Genomic DNA, 14,222 nt, shown 5'->3' with positions numbered 1-14,222 from the left:
TCAGCGTTGAAGAGCGTGCCACCATTCAAGTTAGTCATGCCCAAGGCCTCAGCTTGCGCAGGATTGCCTGCTTGATCAACCGATCCCCTTCGACGGTCAGCCGAGAGATGCGCCGCAATCGAGATGCAGCTGGCAGCTACTCGGCCCGCGTGGCTCAGCAGCGGATGAAGGTCCGCCGCCAGGCTTGTCGGCCCATGCGAAAGCTGCTGCCAGGTAGTGAGCGCTTTGAACTGGTGATCCATATGCTGCGCCAGCGTTTGTCTCCCGAGCAGATTGCCGGCAAGCTGCGCAGTATGAACATACCCAGTCTTAGAGATGCCTACGTCTGTCGCGAGACGATCTACAACGCGATCTATGCCCTGCCCGTCGGTGAGCTGCGCAAGGAGTTGATCCTTTGTTTGCGCCAAGGCAAGACGACACGCAGACCACGCCTTGGCGGTGTGGATCGGCGCGGGCAGATTCCAGAGATGGTCAGCATTCACTTGCGCCCGCCGGAAGTTGAAGACCGACTGATGCCGGGGCATTGGGAAGGCGACCTTATTAAGGGTAAGGCTAACGCCTCGTCTGTAGGTACGCTGGTGGAGCGCACTAGTGGCTACCTGATGCTGGTGAAGATGAACGACGCGACGGCGACCTCGGCAATGGAGGGCTTCAGCGCCGCCCTCAATAACATGCCGCTGGCGATGCGCAAGAGCATGACCTACGACCAGGGCAGGGAAATGGCACAGCACGCCGAGATCACCCAGAGAACCGGTGTGGCGATCTACTTCTGTGACCCGCACAGCCCTTGGCAGCGCGGCAGCAACGAAAACATTAATGGCCTGATCCGCCAGTACCTGCCCAAGGGCACTGACTTGTCGGTACATAGCCAAGAAGAACTGGATGCCATTGCGTTTCAACTGAACATGCGTCCACGTAAGCGCTTCGATTTCAAATGTCCTATCGAAGTCATGAGCGAAGTGATGCAGAAAGCCTTGGCTATGCAATATGATGCTCCTGCGTCAATTCAATAACCGTGTTGCACTCAGCTCCTGCAACCGCCGGGCTTCATTTTCCAAACACTAAACACGATTTACATTTTGATCGGCGACGGCGTTAGAAAAAAAGCTTCGCTTGAGACTTTAGGGCGCATTTTTTGATTCCAGTAACCGACTTGTTAATACGTACAAGGCTACGCCCTTTTTATTAATAGAAAGCCATCTCAGCGCCGAGATCCCTGCTCACGCTCCCAGCGTCGAATGAAACGCCCCAACGGAGTTGTGTCTGACACACCACCAACAAAGTCCACCGCCACCGGATCATGGCTACGGCCATAGCGGGCGTCCCGAGTTGAAACACGCACCCGCTCCACATCAGCATCATTGGCCGGAGCAACGTATAGCTTGCGCCCCTCGCCTTTACGCCGATCCCCGTATACATCAATGGATTCAGTGGACTGGTGCCCCATGATGTAAGCGATTTGCTGCGGACTGTCGGATGACGCTTTCAAGTTCGCACCAAGCTGGTGGCGCAGGCTTTTCAAGGTAAGCTGCACTTTTCGCCTAGGCCACAGCTCTCTGCAGACCTTCCGTAGCGCATCACGAATAGCCGTATCTGAGCGCGTAGTATGCCGCAGACGCTCCGCAGCCAAGATAACCGCCTTCAAGGCTTTTGGGTTCTCGATCACCAACGCCCTATCCGCACCGCGCTTAAGCTTCCGGCTTTTCTTTCCCCCTCGAATGATGACAAGGTTGCCCTCGACCTCGATCGAGCGCATCTCACAAGGCCGGGCACCCGTGACATACGCCAACATCACCGCTGCCCACTCGTCGCTGCAGCCACTATCAGATAAATGCCGCACCAACAGAGCGACGTCTTGCTTGGAGACCGAGCGCACCCGTCGCGGCCTCGGCTTGCGTGGCATGGTTGAGCCAGGTGCTGTTACGGGATTGGTGACCGATCGAATCGCCTCAGCTGCAACCGGATTCCCTCGAGCCAACTGATCCGCCGCCAGCGCACTCTTCAGGACGCGAAAGGAGCTGCTGACGTACTGTGGCGCAAGCGCCACCATAGCCGCGCATATCTGCGCCGAATCAGTCGCGCTTCCGTTGCAATGGTCGCGGTAAAAATTCCGCGCCCGGGTCTGGTACTTCTTCAGGGTTTCAGGCTGCATGAGCACTCACCTCTTGTTGTTATGTTGATGACAAAGCAGCCGCTACGCGAAGGCGCGGTGAGCCGGTTCTGGCTGCACTGAAACACCCTCGGCCTACGCCTCGTGTATTTCTCATTCCGCCCGAACCAGCACACCGCCCCCATACTCGCGCCGCGAGTATGGGGGGCACGAGCGTTACTCGCGCGCCGCTTCATCTACATTCAGCGTGCGCATGGAGCAAACGCCCGTGCAAGTGTTTGTCATCAAAACAGCAATAGCCTCCGTGGCGGACGCCACGGAGAAGCAGCGCCCTCTAGGCACCATAACCGTCAGAGCTTGCAAGGGCTGAGAGCCTGGTGACCCACCCAGAATGGACGCACACGAGTTGACGATATTTGATGGAAAAAGCAGTTCTCGGCCCGTCACGCACCAGAACGATGCCATTATTTCAGCCTTTCCACACTATAAAGTGCCAAAATAATTTCATGCCAAGCATTCTCTAAATGATGCTATTATTCCTTCACTTAACGCTTTTAAGTGAAGGAATAACATCATGGCGAAGAAGGTCGCACCGCTTCTTCCCTCTACAGAACGCCTTGTGTCCGAGCTTGGTGGGCGCATCAAAATCGCCCGCTTACGCCGAAAGATCACGGCCAAGCAAGCTGCAGAGAGGGCTGGGATGTCGCTGATGACGTTGCGAGCGCTGGAGAAAGGCTCCTCGGGCAGCACCATTGGCGCTTATTTAGCGGTTTTGCAGATACTGGGCATGGAGAAAGACCTCAGCAAGCTTGCCTCCTCGGATGAACTGGGCAGGCATCTCCAAGACTCCGATCTATTAGAAAAAAGTAGCCGAAAAAAGGGCGGCGTTGAAGTCGCCCGGAACACGGCTGCCGTAGCTGAAAGCCCGGAAGAAAAAAAATACAGGAGCACCTTAGGAGCAGGTGACTCGTCTATCTCCACTGCCACCGAGCCCCCAAAAAGCAAGCGCCTTGGCTCTAGCGGATCACTTGATACGGATTCACTTTCCATCCTTATCATTCCACCAAGCGGAGACAAGAAATGACGCCTATCGAGGTATGCGCCGACTGGGAAGGATTGGGCGGGCCGCAACGCCTGGGCTGGCTCCATGCGTGGAACAAAGGTGCTATCGAGAAATTTGAGTACGAACATGACCCCGAGGCGCTAACCAACCCTCTTTTAAGCTTGGTACAGATTGACCCAAGCATCCTTCCGTACGAGGGCTCTCAGTACCCGCCAAATGGCCGAGACATGTTCGGTGTATTTGGAGACTCTTGTCCTGACCGCTGGGGACGACTCCTCATGAAACGTCGACTGGAGCGCGACATCCGTGACGGTTTGGCCCCCAAAGGCTCTATTCTTCGGGAATCCGACTACCTACTAGGCGTCCACGACCAGTACAGGGTTGGAGCACTGCGCTACCGCCCCCATGGCGAAGGAGCTTTTCTCGACAACACGGATAATGTTGCCGCTCCACCTTTTGTTGCGATCACTGAACTTGAGAGGGCAAGTCAGGCTCTTGAGCGTGATCCCAACAACACCTCGCGTGATGGTCGAGATTGGCTCCGTATGCTAATTGCGCCTGGCGGCTCGTTGGGTGGCGCCCGTCCGAAAGCGAGCGTGGTCGACGACGCTGGTCATTTATGGATTGCAAAGTTTCCCAGCGTGCGTGACGAGTATGATGTTGGTGGCTGGGAGATGGTAGTTAATGCATTGGCCAAAAGCTGTGGCATTAATGTCGCTCAGGGTGCAGCCCAGCGCTACGCCAGCCCCTTTCACTGCTTCAGGGTTAAGCGCTTCGACAGAACAGAGCACGGTGGCCGGCTGCACTTTGCCTCGGCCATGACCTTGACGGGTCATATTGACGGCGAGGACGCAAGCACGGGCGTGAGCTACCTTGAGCTGGCGGAGGTTCTCATACGCGCAGGATCAGAGCCGAAGAGAGACCTGCAAGAGCTATGGACTCGCATCGTGTTCAGCATCCTTGTATCTAACACGGATGACCACCTGCGAAATCATGGATTTATTCTCAGCCCTAGCAGGGGGTGGTGCCTGTCAGAGGCCTACGACATCAACCCGGTGCCCACCGGAGATAGCCTGAAGCTCAATATCACCGAAGCAGACAACGCCCTGGACTTGGAGCTTGCCAGAGAAGTGGCGGGGCTCTTTCGTTTGCCTCTGTCAACGGCAGACGACATCATCGGCGATTGTAAACTCGTGGTTGGCCAGTGGCGTACCATCGCAAAGGCCGTTGGTCTGCCGCCTCGTGAACAAGATTACATGGCTCCCGCGTTCGCACTCTCTGGAAGTTAGACCTACGTCGGAACACTTGGCGGTCACCATAAAGCTGGGCGCAATTCCCTAGAGCAGGGACGCTCTAGGGGCGATTCAGACAGCATTTTCCTTACATGTTGGGTGTCAGACCACAGCGATTTGTCTTCAGCATGCTGCAAGCGAGGAAGGCCGGGCAGAAAGCGCTATAGAACCTACTTGACCGTCAGAACTTGTACGGCAAGAGCCTGCAATGTGACCATCACTTGCGTACGCACCAGAGCCAACCAGGGCCGTACACGAGTTGACGGTCTTTGAGAGTGGCGTCCACTAGGCTCTCGACCGCCAGTTTGCGTACGCCGCCCTAGAAGCCAGGGCGATCAGGCAAAAAGCACGCTACAGCCTGTCTGACCGTCAGAAGTTGTGCCGCAAGGATTCGCGCTATGACCGTCGATTTCTGTACGCAGTTGTCCCAATTAGGGCCGTACACGAGTTGACGGTCTTTGAGCGTGGCGTCCACTTGGTTCTTCAACCGTCAGTTTGTGTAGGCCACACTGGAAGCCAGGGCGATCAGACAAAAGCACGCCACAGCCTGCCTGACCGTCAGAAGCTGTACGCCAATGGCTCGCACTGTGACCGTCGATTTCTGTACGCAGATGGCCCAATCAGGGCCGTACACGAGCTGACAGTCTTTGATCGTAAAGGCAATTCTCTACCCAAGAAGGATTTGGAAATGAAGGTATCCCAGCTCATCCAACTGCTCAGCAGCTACCCTACGGATACGGAGGTACTCGTGGAAGGCTACGAGAACGGTTACGACCCGCTTCATTCCGTGTACATGCAAACACTCGCCAAGGTGCTGAATGCTGCGGACTATGACGGCCTGTTCGATGCACCTGAAAACCTGGTACTGGACGTTACAGGGGAGACACTGACAGGCATACGAAGGATGGCTCGAAGGGAAAATGGCGAACACCACAGTTATCTGGTGATCACGGGATTGCGAGGACACCGACGGTAAGACGCTAGAGGCGAATTGCTTGACTGCGATACCGGCCTGACAGGGAGAAATCAGAGCATCAAGGCGAAGCCTGTTACGCACCCACCAGAACGAGCGGCCACCAACAGCTGGCGATGCAGAAGCCTTACAGCGGCGATCTATAACGGACTTTTGAGCCCTGGCAAAACCCTACCCCAATCCTACCCCGGAGCTGGTTTTCACATAAAAAAAGGGCTACGCTGAAGCGTAACCCTTTGATTTGTCTGGTGCCGGCACCAAGAGTCGAACTCGGGACCTACTGATTACAAGTCAGTTGCTCTACCAGCTGAGCTATACCGGCGCGGGGTGCATTATATATCGCCAAATTTCTGTGTAAAGAGATCAGCGGCGTGCAGGCGCTGATTATCCTCTATTTTTTCCTGTGGATACCGTTCGTCCACTTGTGCATGACTTTTCGATCAACACTTCATAAAGGCTACGCAAGCCCTTGTTTTCATGCATCAAACACAACTGGTCAACAATTGACCTGACACCGCAAAGCCGCGTGAATTCTCGCTTTGAGGTAGTTACTACAACCTCATCAACACAGTTATGCACAGAAGGCGTGGATAACCACAGATACACACAAGTTGTGGATAAGTCTGTGCGCAAGCGGTACACAGGCTGGTGATGGCCTGTCAGTTATCCCGTTGAGCCAGCAACAGCAGGTTGCGCGGTGTCAGTGCCGGCTCGCAGAACTCGCCGAGCCGCACCCGATAGCCCGCCTCCTGCAGATACAGAGCCCGCTCCAGCACCAGCCACAGCTCCAAAGGACGCCGGAACAGGCCGCCAACCAGCTCCAGATTGCGTACCTGGGCCAAGCGCTGCCAGCCATGCGCTTCCAGCGCCTGCCAGTCCGCCGGTGCCGGCAGCTGCAGGTCGTGGTAAGCAGCCATGGCGAGGCAAAAGTCTGCGAGCGTTTGTGGCTGCGGGCCGGGCGCACGTGACGGGGTAGGCAGGTAGCTATCCACTCCCCTGCCCTCACGCTGCCAGTGATCAAACGCCAGCCGCCAGGCCATCGAGCGGTCACGCTGGCGCAGCTCACGGGCGCCGGCGGTGGCGCTCTGCTGCAGTGCCAGCCCCAGCTCATCGCGACTGAGCGGCAGCGCCGCCGTCTTTCCGGCCAGCGACAGCGGCTGGTGGCTCGCGCCAGCGATGCGGTTGTAACAGCAGGGCGACAACGCCAGCTGTCGGCACTGACGAGCAACTACCTGTTCGATCAACTGTCGATGCAGATCGCCACAGGCATGCAGCGCCACTAGCGTATCGCCGCGTTCAAGTCGTTCGGCATTGCTGGCCTGCATGACGTCGGCATCCAGATGCTGCGCATCAACCTGCAGCCGCGCACTCAGCTCGGCGCCGGCGCGGTTCAATTCAGCATCCCACTCCAGGTAGCAGACCGGGCAACCGCTCTGCCAGGCCAGCAACCGGCCCAGATGGCCCTTGCCGGCACACCAGTCGACCCAGCGTTCAACCGGCGCCGGCGTGCGCGCGGTGGCTACCGCAGCAAAGCGGGTAATCTGCTGCCACTTGCGGCCGGGGATGTGACGGTGCAGCAGCTCGGGCACCGACGGGGAAACGGCGGCCTCCCAACGCGGCAGCACGCAAAGCTCTTGCGCCTCTGCGGCCAGCTGGCCAAATGGCTCCAGCGCCCCCAGAAGCTGGGCCGGTTGCGACTGCGCCGCTTCGGCATCGGCCAGCGAGCGTGCGCGCAACCAGCCGGCCAATTCGGGCCAGTCGGCTTCCCACGCAAGCACAGGGGTTGTGAAAGGTCGGGCTCGCCACAGCGCCTGATGGCGCTGCAGCCAGTCCGTCAGGCGGGTGAACCGCGTGAGCAGATCCACGCCGCAGGGGTCAGCGCTGCGGGCGACTGGCATCAACCTTGAGCCAGCGCTCGACCAGCCGGAACAGCTGGGTAAAGACCAGCGTGATGATCAGATACATGACCCCGGCTACCAGGAAGAACAGCTCGTACTGGTAGGTGCGCGAGTTGATGGTGCGGATTACACCCATGATGTCCATCATGGTGATGGTGTAGACCACGGCACTGGCCTTGAGCATCAGGATCACTTCATTGCCGTAGGCCGGCAGGCCGATGCGAATGGCACGTGGCAGGATGATGTACTGCAGCGCCTGACGGCGGGACATGCCCAGCGCCCGCGCAGCTTCGACCTCACCCGGCGGTACCGCCTGAATCGCGCCACGCAGGATCTCGGCGATATAGGCTGCGGTATGCATGGTCATGGTGATCAGCGCGCACCAGTATGGCTCGCGCAGATAGGGCCAGAGGAAACTCTTGCGCACGACTTCGAACTGGGAGATGCCGTAATAGACCAAAAACAGCTGCAATAGCAGCGGTGTGCCACGGAAGAAGAAAATGTAGCTGTAGGGCAGCGCCCGGATATACCAGTGCCGCGACGCCCGCGCCAGCCCGAGGGGAATGGCAAAAAACAGACCGATGACCACCGCCAGCCCGACCAGCTGCAGGGTAACCAGGGTACCGTCCCAGAGTTGCGGCAAAAAGCGCTCGATCAGCGCCCAGCGTTCGGCCCAGGTCATAGTTCAGTCCTCACAAAACCCCGGTTGGCACGACGCTCGAACCAGTGCATCGCTGCCATGATAAAGACCGTGAGGAACAGGTAGATCAACGCGGCCAGCAGATAGAAGGTGAACGGTTCCTTGGTCGCATTCGCCGCGGTCTGGGCTTTGCGCATGATCTCTTCAAGGGTAATCAGCGAGACCAGCGCGGTATCCTTGAGCATGATCAGGTACAGGTTACCGAGCCCGGGCAGCGCCACACGCCAGAGCTGAGGCAGAGTAATGCGCCAGAAGATCCGCAGGTTCGACATGCCCAGCGCCAGGCCGGCTTCCTTCTGCCCCTTGGGAATGGCCAGCAACGCACCACGGAACACCTCGGTCGCGTAGGCACCAAAGCACAGCGCCAGCGCCAGGGTACCAGCAACAAACGGGCTCAGTGACAGGGTCGGATTGCCAAACCAGGCACCGATGGCATTCATCGCCGACACCGTGCCGAAGTACATCATCAGTACCCAGACGGTCTCCGGCACGCCACGCACTACCGACGTGTAAAAGCCGCCGCACAACCGCGCAACGCGATTGCCGGAGACCTTGGCGGAGGCACCCAGCAGGCCAAACAGCAGGCCGAACACCAGCGCGGCCAGTGACAGACGTAGAGTCATCCAGGTCCCTTCGAGCAGGGCTGGACCAAAACCGTGAAGATCAGGCATGAGTTTACATCCAGGTCGGGCCCCGCAGGGCCCGACTGGTCATCAGTAGATGCTGAAGGGGAAGTACTTGGCGTTGATGGTCTCGTAGGTACCGTTCTCGACGATCGTCTGCAGCGCCGCATTCAGACGCTCGCGCAGCGGGTCGCCCTTGCGCACGGCAATACCGATCTGGTCGTTGTCGAACACCGGCTCGCCCTTGAACTCGAAGTCTGCGCCAGCATCGCTCTGCAGCCACTCGTACTGCACGAAGTTGTCGGCCAGCACACCGTCAATACGGCCCGCGCTCATGTCCAGGTATGCGTTCTCCTGGGTGTCGTACAGGCGGATGTCGACCACATCACCCAGATTGTCTTCCAGCCACTGGCCGGCGATGGTCGCGCGCTGCGCACCAATGGTCTTGCCCTTCAGACTGGCTTCGTCGGTAGCGAAGTCAGACGACTTGGGCGCAACGAACTGCAGCTTGTTGGTGTAGTAGGGGTTGGTGAAGTCTACCGCCTGCTTGCGCTCGTCGGTGATCGACATGGAGGCGACTAGGAAGTCGAACTTGTTGTTGTTCAGAGCCGGAATGATGCCATCCCAGTCCGAGGTCACAACGGTGCACTCGACCTGCATCTCGGCACACAGTGCCTTGGCGATATCCAGGTCAAAGCCGACAACCTCTCCACTGGCGTCGATCTGGTTGAAGGGAGGGTAGGCCCCTTCTGTGCCGATACGCAGGCTCTCGGCAACGGCGGGAGCACTTACAAACAACGCTGTGGCGACTGCCAGCAAGACTTTCTTGTATTGCTTCATGGAAGGACTCCTTACTTATGGCTTGACATGAACTGTCGGCAGCGTTCGGAAACGGGATTGCCGAATACCTGCTCCGGAGTGCCGATCTCTTCGACCTGCCCCTGGTGCAGAAATACCACTTCACTCGATACCTGCCTGGCGAACCCCATCTCGTGGGTTACCAGAAGCATAGTACGCCCCTCTTCCGCCAGCGCGCGGATCACGTTCAATACTTCCTGCACCATCTCGGGATCGAGGGCGGAGGTAGGCTCGTCGAACAGGATCACGCGTGGCTGCATGGCCAGTGTGCGGGCAATCGCTGCGCGCTGCTGCTGACCACCGGAAAGCTGTGCCGGGAAAGCGTGGCGCTTGTCGGCGATCCCCACCTTCTCAAGAAAGGCCTCAGCCGCCTCAACGGCCTCGGCCTTGGACTGGCCCAGCACACGGCGCGGCGCCTCGATAATGTTGTCGAGGATGCTCATGTGCGGCCAGAGATTGAAGTTCTGAAAGACAAAACCGACGCGGGCACGCAGTCGGTTGATCTGGCTGTTGTCTGCGGCAACCAGATCGCCCTGCCGACTGCGCTTGAGCTTGAGCTCTTCGCCAGCGATCAGGATCTGCCCTTGATGGGGGTTCTCCAGCAGATTGATGCAGCGCAGCATGGTGCTCTTGCCGGACCCGGAAGAGCCGAGAATCGAGATAACGTCGCCGTCGCGGGCGACCAGATCAACGCCCTTGAGAACCTCAAGGTCGCCGTAACGTTTGTGCAGGTTGCGCACTTCCAGAGCGGGTGAAGTCACGTATCAATATCCACCAGGCTGTGTTGGCCGTCAGGTATGGGGCTATCACACTCGTGGTGCGATGCCATCGGGAAGCGTTCCCTATGCAGTCATCCGAGTGCGGTACTGATGGCAAACCTAGCACAGCTGCCAACCATGACCAAGATCAGCCGTTCGGTCACACCGGGCAATTAACAGGCAAGAGTCTTGCCAACCCCGATGCCAGACGCCTCGAATCACTAAAAACAAAAAAGCCCGCTGGGGTTGCCAGCGGGCTTTCTAAATAGTGGTGCCCGGGGACGGAATCGAACCGCCGACACGGGGATTTTCAATCCCCTGCTCTACCAACTGAGCTACCCGGGCAACGTGGGCGCCATTAAATAGATTGCGCCTCGACCTGTCAAGCACCCTGGAAAATATTTTCCATTTTTTCAGCTGCTTACCGGCAAATTACTCGCTGGGAGGAACGTAACCCTCGGCCTGCGCGTACTCTTCACCGGCCAGGAACTTGTCCATTTCCTGCTGGATGAAGCGGCGATCCTCGGGATCCATCATGTTCAGACGGCGCTCGTTGATCAGCATGGTCTGGTGCTTTTGCCACTCATCCCAAGCCTTGCGCGACACTTCGTTAAAAACCGCCTGCCCCTTCGGGCCCGGATAGGGTGGTCGGTCCAGCCCCGGCAGCTCCTTCTTGTACTTGCGGCACATCACCATGCGTGTCATCGACAAACTCCTCTCAGGCCAGTGACGGAACTCGCGCTTCGATCTGGCGCAGCAACTTCTTCACGGGAGCCGCCAGACCCAGCGATTCAGGGTGCCGCAGGTTATACCAGACCTGCCCGGATTCGGCCACGGCAGGGCGCACCGAGACTCGCAGCAGCAGGGGCTGAATGTCCAGATGAAAGTGGCTGAAGGTATGCCGCAGGGGCGCCAGCGCCTCGCGCTCATGCGCAGCCATCTGCAAGCGGCCGAGCAGGTCGACCAGCTCGTCTTCGGCATCCAGTTGCGGCGGACACCAGAGCCCGCCCCAGAGGCCGCTGGACGGCCGGCGCTGCAACCAGACGGCGCCCTCCTCATTTATCAGCAGCGGCATCACGCAGCTGCGCACCGGCAATACCTTGCGCGGCCTCGATGCCGGAAAGCGCTTCGGTTCGCCCAGCGCGCGGGCCTTGCAGCCCTCTCGCAGCGGGCAGAGCAGACAGGATGGATTGCTGCGGGTACACAGGGTCGCGCCGAGGTCCATCATCGCCTGGGTGTAGTGGGCCACCCTGTTTTGGGGCGTGAGCGACTCGGCCATGCGCCACAAACGGTCATGTACCGCCTTCTCGCCGGGCCAGCCGTCGACCGCCTCGAAGCGGGTCAGCACCCGCTTGACGTTGCCATCCAGGATCGGTGCACGAATGCCCATGCTGAGCGATGCCACCGCGCCCGCAGTGGAACGACCAATGCCCGGCAGCGCGCACAGCCCCTCGACACTGCGCGGAAACTCGCCGCCGAGCTGACTGACAACCAGCCTGGCAGCCTTGTGCAGATTGCGCGCTCGGCTGTAATAACCCAGCCCGGTCCACAGGTGCAGCACCTGATCCTCGTCAGCCGCCGCCAGCGCCTCAACGCTCGGCAGTTCCTGCATGAAACGCAGATAGTAGGGAATGACCGTGGCCACCTGCGTCTGCTGCAGCATGATCTCAGACACCCAGACCCGATAGGGGGTCATATCCTGCTGCCAGGGCAGGTCGTGCCGCCCATGCTCGTCATACCAGTCCAGCACGCGCTGGGCAAAAACCTCAGGTATCACCGTGAAAACAGCCCTTTGATGGCGTCACGCAGTTCCGGTGCCTTGTCGCCGAGAGAATCGTCAATGCGCTCTTCCAGTTTGCGCTGCACTTCGTTACCCACCAGTTTGCCGGCGATCTTGCCCACACCCTCGGTATCCACACCACAGCTGCTGCCGGCGTTATGCAGATAGCCATTGCAACGAATCGGCCACTCGATATCGGCATAGCGCTCATTAACCTGGCAGGCCTCGTCCGGCATCTCGCTGCGATCCCCTTCCAGCAACAGCCCCAGGCGATAGTCCAAACGCTGGTCGGGCAGATTGATCTCGCCCTTGCCCTTGCCATACAGGCCGGGCAAATCCGCGACCAGATCCCGGTTGCTGACCACACCGTTGCGCATGGTAAAGCTGCCGCTGAGCTGTTCGAAGGGGGTGTCTTCACTGCCGTGCTCGGCGCTCAAGGACTTACGATTGGCCAGTGCAATAGCGCGACAAACCTGCTGCTCCAGATTCACGCCGAGCAGCGCGCCATCATCTACCTTGAAGTTGGCCGAGCCGTTCAGGCTGTTCATCCAGCGACGCAGGCTGTTGCCGCCAGCGGTGACATCCAGATTCAGATCCATCAGGCCGCGAACCTGCTGCGGCACATCATAAGCCTGCTGCGCGGCCGCCGAATCAATCCCCTTGAGCTGCGCTTTCAGCGCATTGCTGACCGGCGTCTTGCGGGTGTCGATACTGCCACTGGCCGCGAAGGTGCCACCGAAGATGCCGCCATCGAGCTGCGTCAGCCGTACCAGGCCGTCACGCGCCTTTACTGCCACACTGAACGGCTTGATATTTTGCCCGGTCAGGGTGACTTGCTGCAGCGCCAGCTTGCCGTCCACGTCCAGGCTCGCCAGCACATCCAGTGGCAGCAGCGCTTCATCGCTCCACTCCTCCGGCGCCGACTGTGAGCGGCTGCCACCGGAGCCGGCAGCAGCACCAGTGCTCTCACCCGCCTCGCGCGGCGGCAGGTAGTTATCCAGATTGAGGTTGTCGCCACTCAGGTCAAAGCGCAGCGCCTGACGCTCGAAGTCAGCGACGCCCAGCGAGCCGTTTAGCGCAAAGCCGTCCAGCGCCAACTGCAGGTCGTTGAACATGATGCTGCTCGCACCGCCCTTGAGGTTGGCCGACAGCGCCACACTCGAGAGCGCACCGGGGTCTGCCATCTCCGGCAATTGCTGGCCGATGTCACGCAGCAGGTCACGGGCATCGAAGGCAGCGACGTCAAGCCGACCGGTCAGCTGCGGCTCGGTGCTGAGCCCCGTCACCTTCACCTGGCCAGTCGCGCGCATATCCGCCAGCGACAGCCGCAGCTGGCTCAGCTCGGCAACCTGCTCGGCAAGGTCAAGCATGCCGTCGCCCTGAAGCTGGAAATTAACCGCACGACCGTCGAACGGCTCACCGCTGGCGTCGACCTTCAGGTCCACAGCGCTGAGCTGATAGCGCTGACTCTCAGGCTGCAGGGTCGCCACCGAGGACAGATCCACACGCACCCGCATGGCCGGTTGATCAGTCGTCAGCAGTCCCTGAAAAGACACATCGAAGGGCTCGTCGGGAATCAGTGCGCCAGTCATGAAGTTGGCCTCATCCAGACTCAGGATGCGGCCGCTCTGGCGGTCTTCGTAGCGCACGCTGGCGTTGGTCACCCGCACGCTTTCGACGGTGATATCGAAGCTGCGGCCACTGTCCGCCGACTCTTCGCCGGCTGCACCGTCGCCTCCCGCACCTGCCGTTTCGGGCTTGGCTTGCGGGCCGACGCTTTCCCAGTTGCCAACACCCTTGTCGTTACGCACCAGTTGCAGCTGGATATCGTCGAGAATCACGTCACTCATGCGCAGCTGCTTGCGCAGCAGCGGCAGTACCTTCACGCCCAGGCCAAGGCTGCCAACGGAGGCCAGCGGCTGATCGGGCGTTGCCACCGGCGCCACACCCACGTTCTTGAGTTCGATACCAAGCCAGGGAAACAGCGACCAGCCGATATCACCATCCAGCGTCAGCTCGACATTGGCCTGCTCACGCGCGGCCTGACGAATGTCGTCCTTGTAGTCATTGGGGTCAAACATCCGGGTCAGGAAGAACAGCGCGCCGATCACCAGAATGACGATGCCTGCCAGCACCATCCCCAATACCTTGGCAAAGGATTTCATAC

14 protein-coding genes and 2 tRNA genes are annotated in these 14,222 nt (G+C 59.3%); 5 read left to right on the top strand and 11 right to left on the bottom strand.

Going from position 1 to position 14,222, the window contains the following annotated elements; translation table 11 throughout:
* On the top strand, nucleotides 1-1,013 hold a 1,013-nt coding region (locus AC13EY_RS05280; protein ID WP_482876494.1), incomplete at its 5' end, for an IS30-like element ISPsp4 family transposase.
* An 18-nt stretch (nucleotides 1,014-1,031) separates the two neighbouring features.
* Nucleotides 1,032-1,139, top strand: coding sequence for a DUF6957 family protein (locus AC13EY_RS05275; RefSeq protein WP_482876496.1), 108 nt, complete (start codon nucleotides 1,032-1,034; stop codon nucleotides 1,137-1,139).
* Between the two features lie 62 nt (nucleotides 1,140-1,201).
* On the opposite strand, the gene AC13EY_RS05270 is transcribed toward AC13EY_RS05275, so the two are convergent.
* Entirely contained in the window at nucleotides 1,202-2,152 is a 951-nt protein-coding gene (locus AC13EY_RS05270) for a site-specific integrase (RefSeq protein WP_285678120.1), read from the bottom strand.
* 532 nt (nucleotides 2,153-2,684) lie between these two features.
* On the opposite strand from AC13EY_RS05270, the gene AC13EY_RS05265 reads away from it, so the two are divergent.
* From AC13EY_RS05265 to AC13EY_RS05255, 3 genes are all read left to right on the top strand, one after another.
* A complete protein-coding gene (locus tag AC13EY_RS05265) occupies nucleotides 2,685-3,194 on the top strand; it encodes a helix-turn-helix transcriptional regulator (RefSeq protein ID WP_285678121.1) in 510 nt (169 codons plus the stop codon).
* The gene (locus tag AC13EY_RS05260; RefSeq protein ID WP_285678122.1) at nucleotides 3,191-4,462 is read left to right on the top strand and encodes a type II toxin-antitoxin system HipA family toxin; all 1,272 of its coding nucleotides are present in this window, start codon (nucleotides 3,191-3,193) and stop codon (nucleotides 4,460-4,462) included. The genes AC13EY_RS05265 and AC13EY_RS05260 overlap by 4 nt, the downstream gene beginning before the upstream one ends.
* A 691-nt stretch (nucleotides 4,463-5,153) precedes the next feature.
* Nucleotides 5,154-5,441: a hypothetical protein gene (locus tag AC13EY_RS05255; protein WP_285678123.1), complete on the top strand. Its 288-nt coding sequence runs from the start codon at nucleotides 5,154-5,156 to the stop codon at nucleotides 5,439-5,441.
* 243 nt (nucleotides 5,442-5,684) lie between these two features.
* Here the strand turns inward: AC13EY_RS05255 and AC13EY_RS05250 are convergent.
* The 10 genes from AC13EY_RS05250 to AC13EY_RS05205 all read right to left on the bottom strand — a co-directional run bounded on the left by AC13EY_RS05250 (nucleotide 5,685) and on the right by AC13EY_RS05205 (nucleotide 14,220).
* Nucleotides 5,685-5,760 (bottom strand) — tRNA-Thr (locus AC13EY_RS05250).
* 337 nt (nucleotides 5,761-6,097) lie between these two features.
* Nucleotides 6,098-7,336 (bottom strand): class I SAM-dependent methyltransferase, encoded by a 1,239-nt coding sequence (locus AC13EY_RS05245; RefSeq protein WP_233048826.1) that lies wholly within the window; start codon nucleotides 7,334-7,336, stop codon nucleotides 6,098-6,100.
* The gene (locus AC13EY_RS05240; RefSeq protein ID WP_233048825.1) at nucleotides 7,314-8,018 is read right to left on the bottom strand and encodes an ABC transporter permease; all 705 of its coding nucleotides are present in this window, start codon (nucleotides 8,016-8,018) and stop codon (nucleotides 7,314-7,316) included. The genes AC13EY_RS05245 and AC13EY_RS05240 overlap by 23 nt, the downstream gene beginning before the upstream one ends.
* Nucleotides 8,015-8,707, bottom strand: a complete 693-nt coding sequence (locus tag AC13EY_RS05235; RefSeq protein ID WP_088276167.1) for an ABC transporter permease — start codon at nucleotides 8,705-8,707, stop codon at nucleotides 8,015-8,017. Before AC13EY_RS05235 ends, AC13EY_RS05240 begins: the two co-directional genes overlap by 4 nt.
* Nucleotides 8,708-8,749: 42 nt before the next feature.
* Nucleotides 8,750-9,499: an ABC transporter substrate-binding protein gene (locus AC13EY_RS05230; RefSeq protein ID WP_228245753.1), complete on the bottom strand. Its 750-nt coding sequence runs from the start codon at nucleotides 9,497-9,499 to the stop codon at nucleotides 8,750-8,752.
* An 11-nt stretch (nucleotides 9,500-9,510) separates the two neighbouring features.
* Nucleotides 9,511-10,278 carry an ABC transporter ATP-binding protein gene (locus AC13EY_RS05225; protein ID WP_228245752.1) on the bottom strand — a complete coding sequence of 256 codons (768 nt, stop codon included), beginning with the start codon at nucleotides 10,276-10,278 and terminating at the stop codon, nucleotides 9,511-9,513.
* 266 nt (nucleotides 10,279-10,544) lie between these two features.
* A tRNA-Phe gene (locus tag AC13EY_RS05220) sits at nucleotides 10,545-10,620 on the bottom strand.
* Between the two features lie 87 nt (nucleotides 10,621-10,707).
* Nucleotides 10,708-10,980 (bottom strand): oxidative damage protection protein, encoded by a 273-nt coding sequence (locus AC13EY_RS05215; RefSeq protein ID WP_088276171.1) that lies wholly within the window; start codon nucleotides 10,978-10,980, stop codon nucleotides 10,708-10,710.
* 13 nt (nucleotides 10,981-10,993) lie between these two features.
* A complete protein-coding gene (gene mutY / locus AC13EY_RS05210; RefSeq protein ID WP_233048824.1) occupies nucleotides 10,994-12,052 on the bottom strand; it encodes an A/G-specific adenine glycosylase in 1,059 nt (352 codons plus the stop codon).
* On the bottom strand, nucleotides 12,049-14,220 hold the full coding sequence (locus tag AC13EY_RS05205; RefSeq protein ID WP_233048823.1) for an AsmA family protein: 2,172 nt from the start codon (nucleotides 14,218-14,220) through the stop codon (nucleotides 12,049-12,051). The genes mutY and AC13EY_RS05205 overlap by 4 nt, the downstream gene beginning before the upstream one ends.
* Nucleotides 14,221-14,222 lie beyond the last annotated feature (2 nt).

It is taken from the genome of Halopseudomonas sp. L-58, from assembly GCF_056859475.1.
This window is presented reverse-complemented; position numbering and strand designations above follow the sequence as displayed.

Bases quoted from the DNA above. Each gene is read 5' to 3' on its own strand.
- AC13EY_RS05270 (WP_285678120.1), bottom strand. From the start codon at position 2,152: ATGCAGCCTGAAACCCTGAAGAAGTACCAGACCCGGGCGCGGAATTTT.
- AC13EY_RS05265 (WP_285678121.1), top strand. From the start codon at position 2,685: ATGGCGAAGAAGGTCGCACCGCTTCTTCCCTCTACAGAACGCCTTGTG.
- AC13EY_RS05260 (WP_285678122.1), top strand. From the start codon at position 3,191: ATGACGCCTATCGAGGTATGCGCCGACTGGGAAGGATTGGGCGGGCCG.
- AC13EY_RS05255 (WP_285678123.1), top strand. From the start codon at position 5,154: ATGAAGGTATCCCAGCTCATCCAACTGCTCAGCAGCTACCCTACGGAT.
- AC13EY_RS05245 (WP_233048826.1), bottom strand. From the start codon at position 7,336: ATGCCAGTCGCCCGCAGCGCTGACCCCTGCGGCGTGGATCTGCTCACG.
- AC13EY_RS05240 (WP_233048825.1), bottom strand. From the start codon at position 8,018: ATGACCTGGGCCGAACGCTGGGCGCTGATCGAGCGCTTTTTGCCGCAA.
- AC13EY_RS05235 (WP_088276167.1), bottom strand. From the start codon at position 8,707: ATGCCTGATCTTCACGGTTTTGGTCCAGCCCTGCTCGAAGGGACCTGG.
- AC13EY_RS05230 (WP_228245753.1), bottom strand. From the start codon at position 9,499: ATGAAGCAATACAAGAAAGTCTTGCTGGCAGTCGCCACAGCGTTGTTT.
- AC13EY_RS05215 (WP_088276171.1), bottom strand. From the start codon at position 10,980: ATGACACGCATGGTGATGTGCCGCAAGTACAAGAAGGAGCTGCCGGGG.
- AC13EY_RS05205 (WP_233048823.1), bottom strand. From the start codon at position 14,220: ATGAAATCCTTTGCCAAGGTATTGGGGATGGTGCTGGCAGGCATCGTC.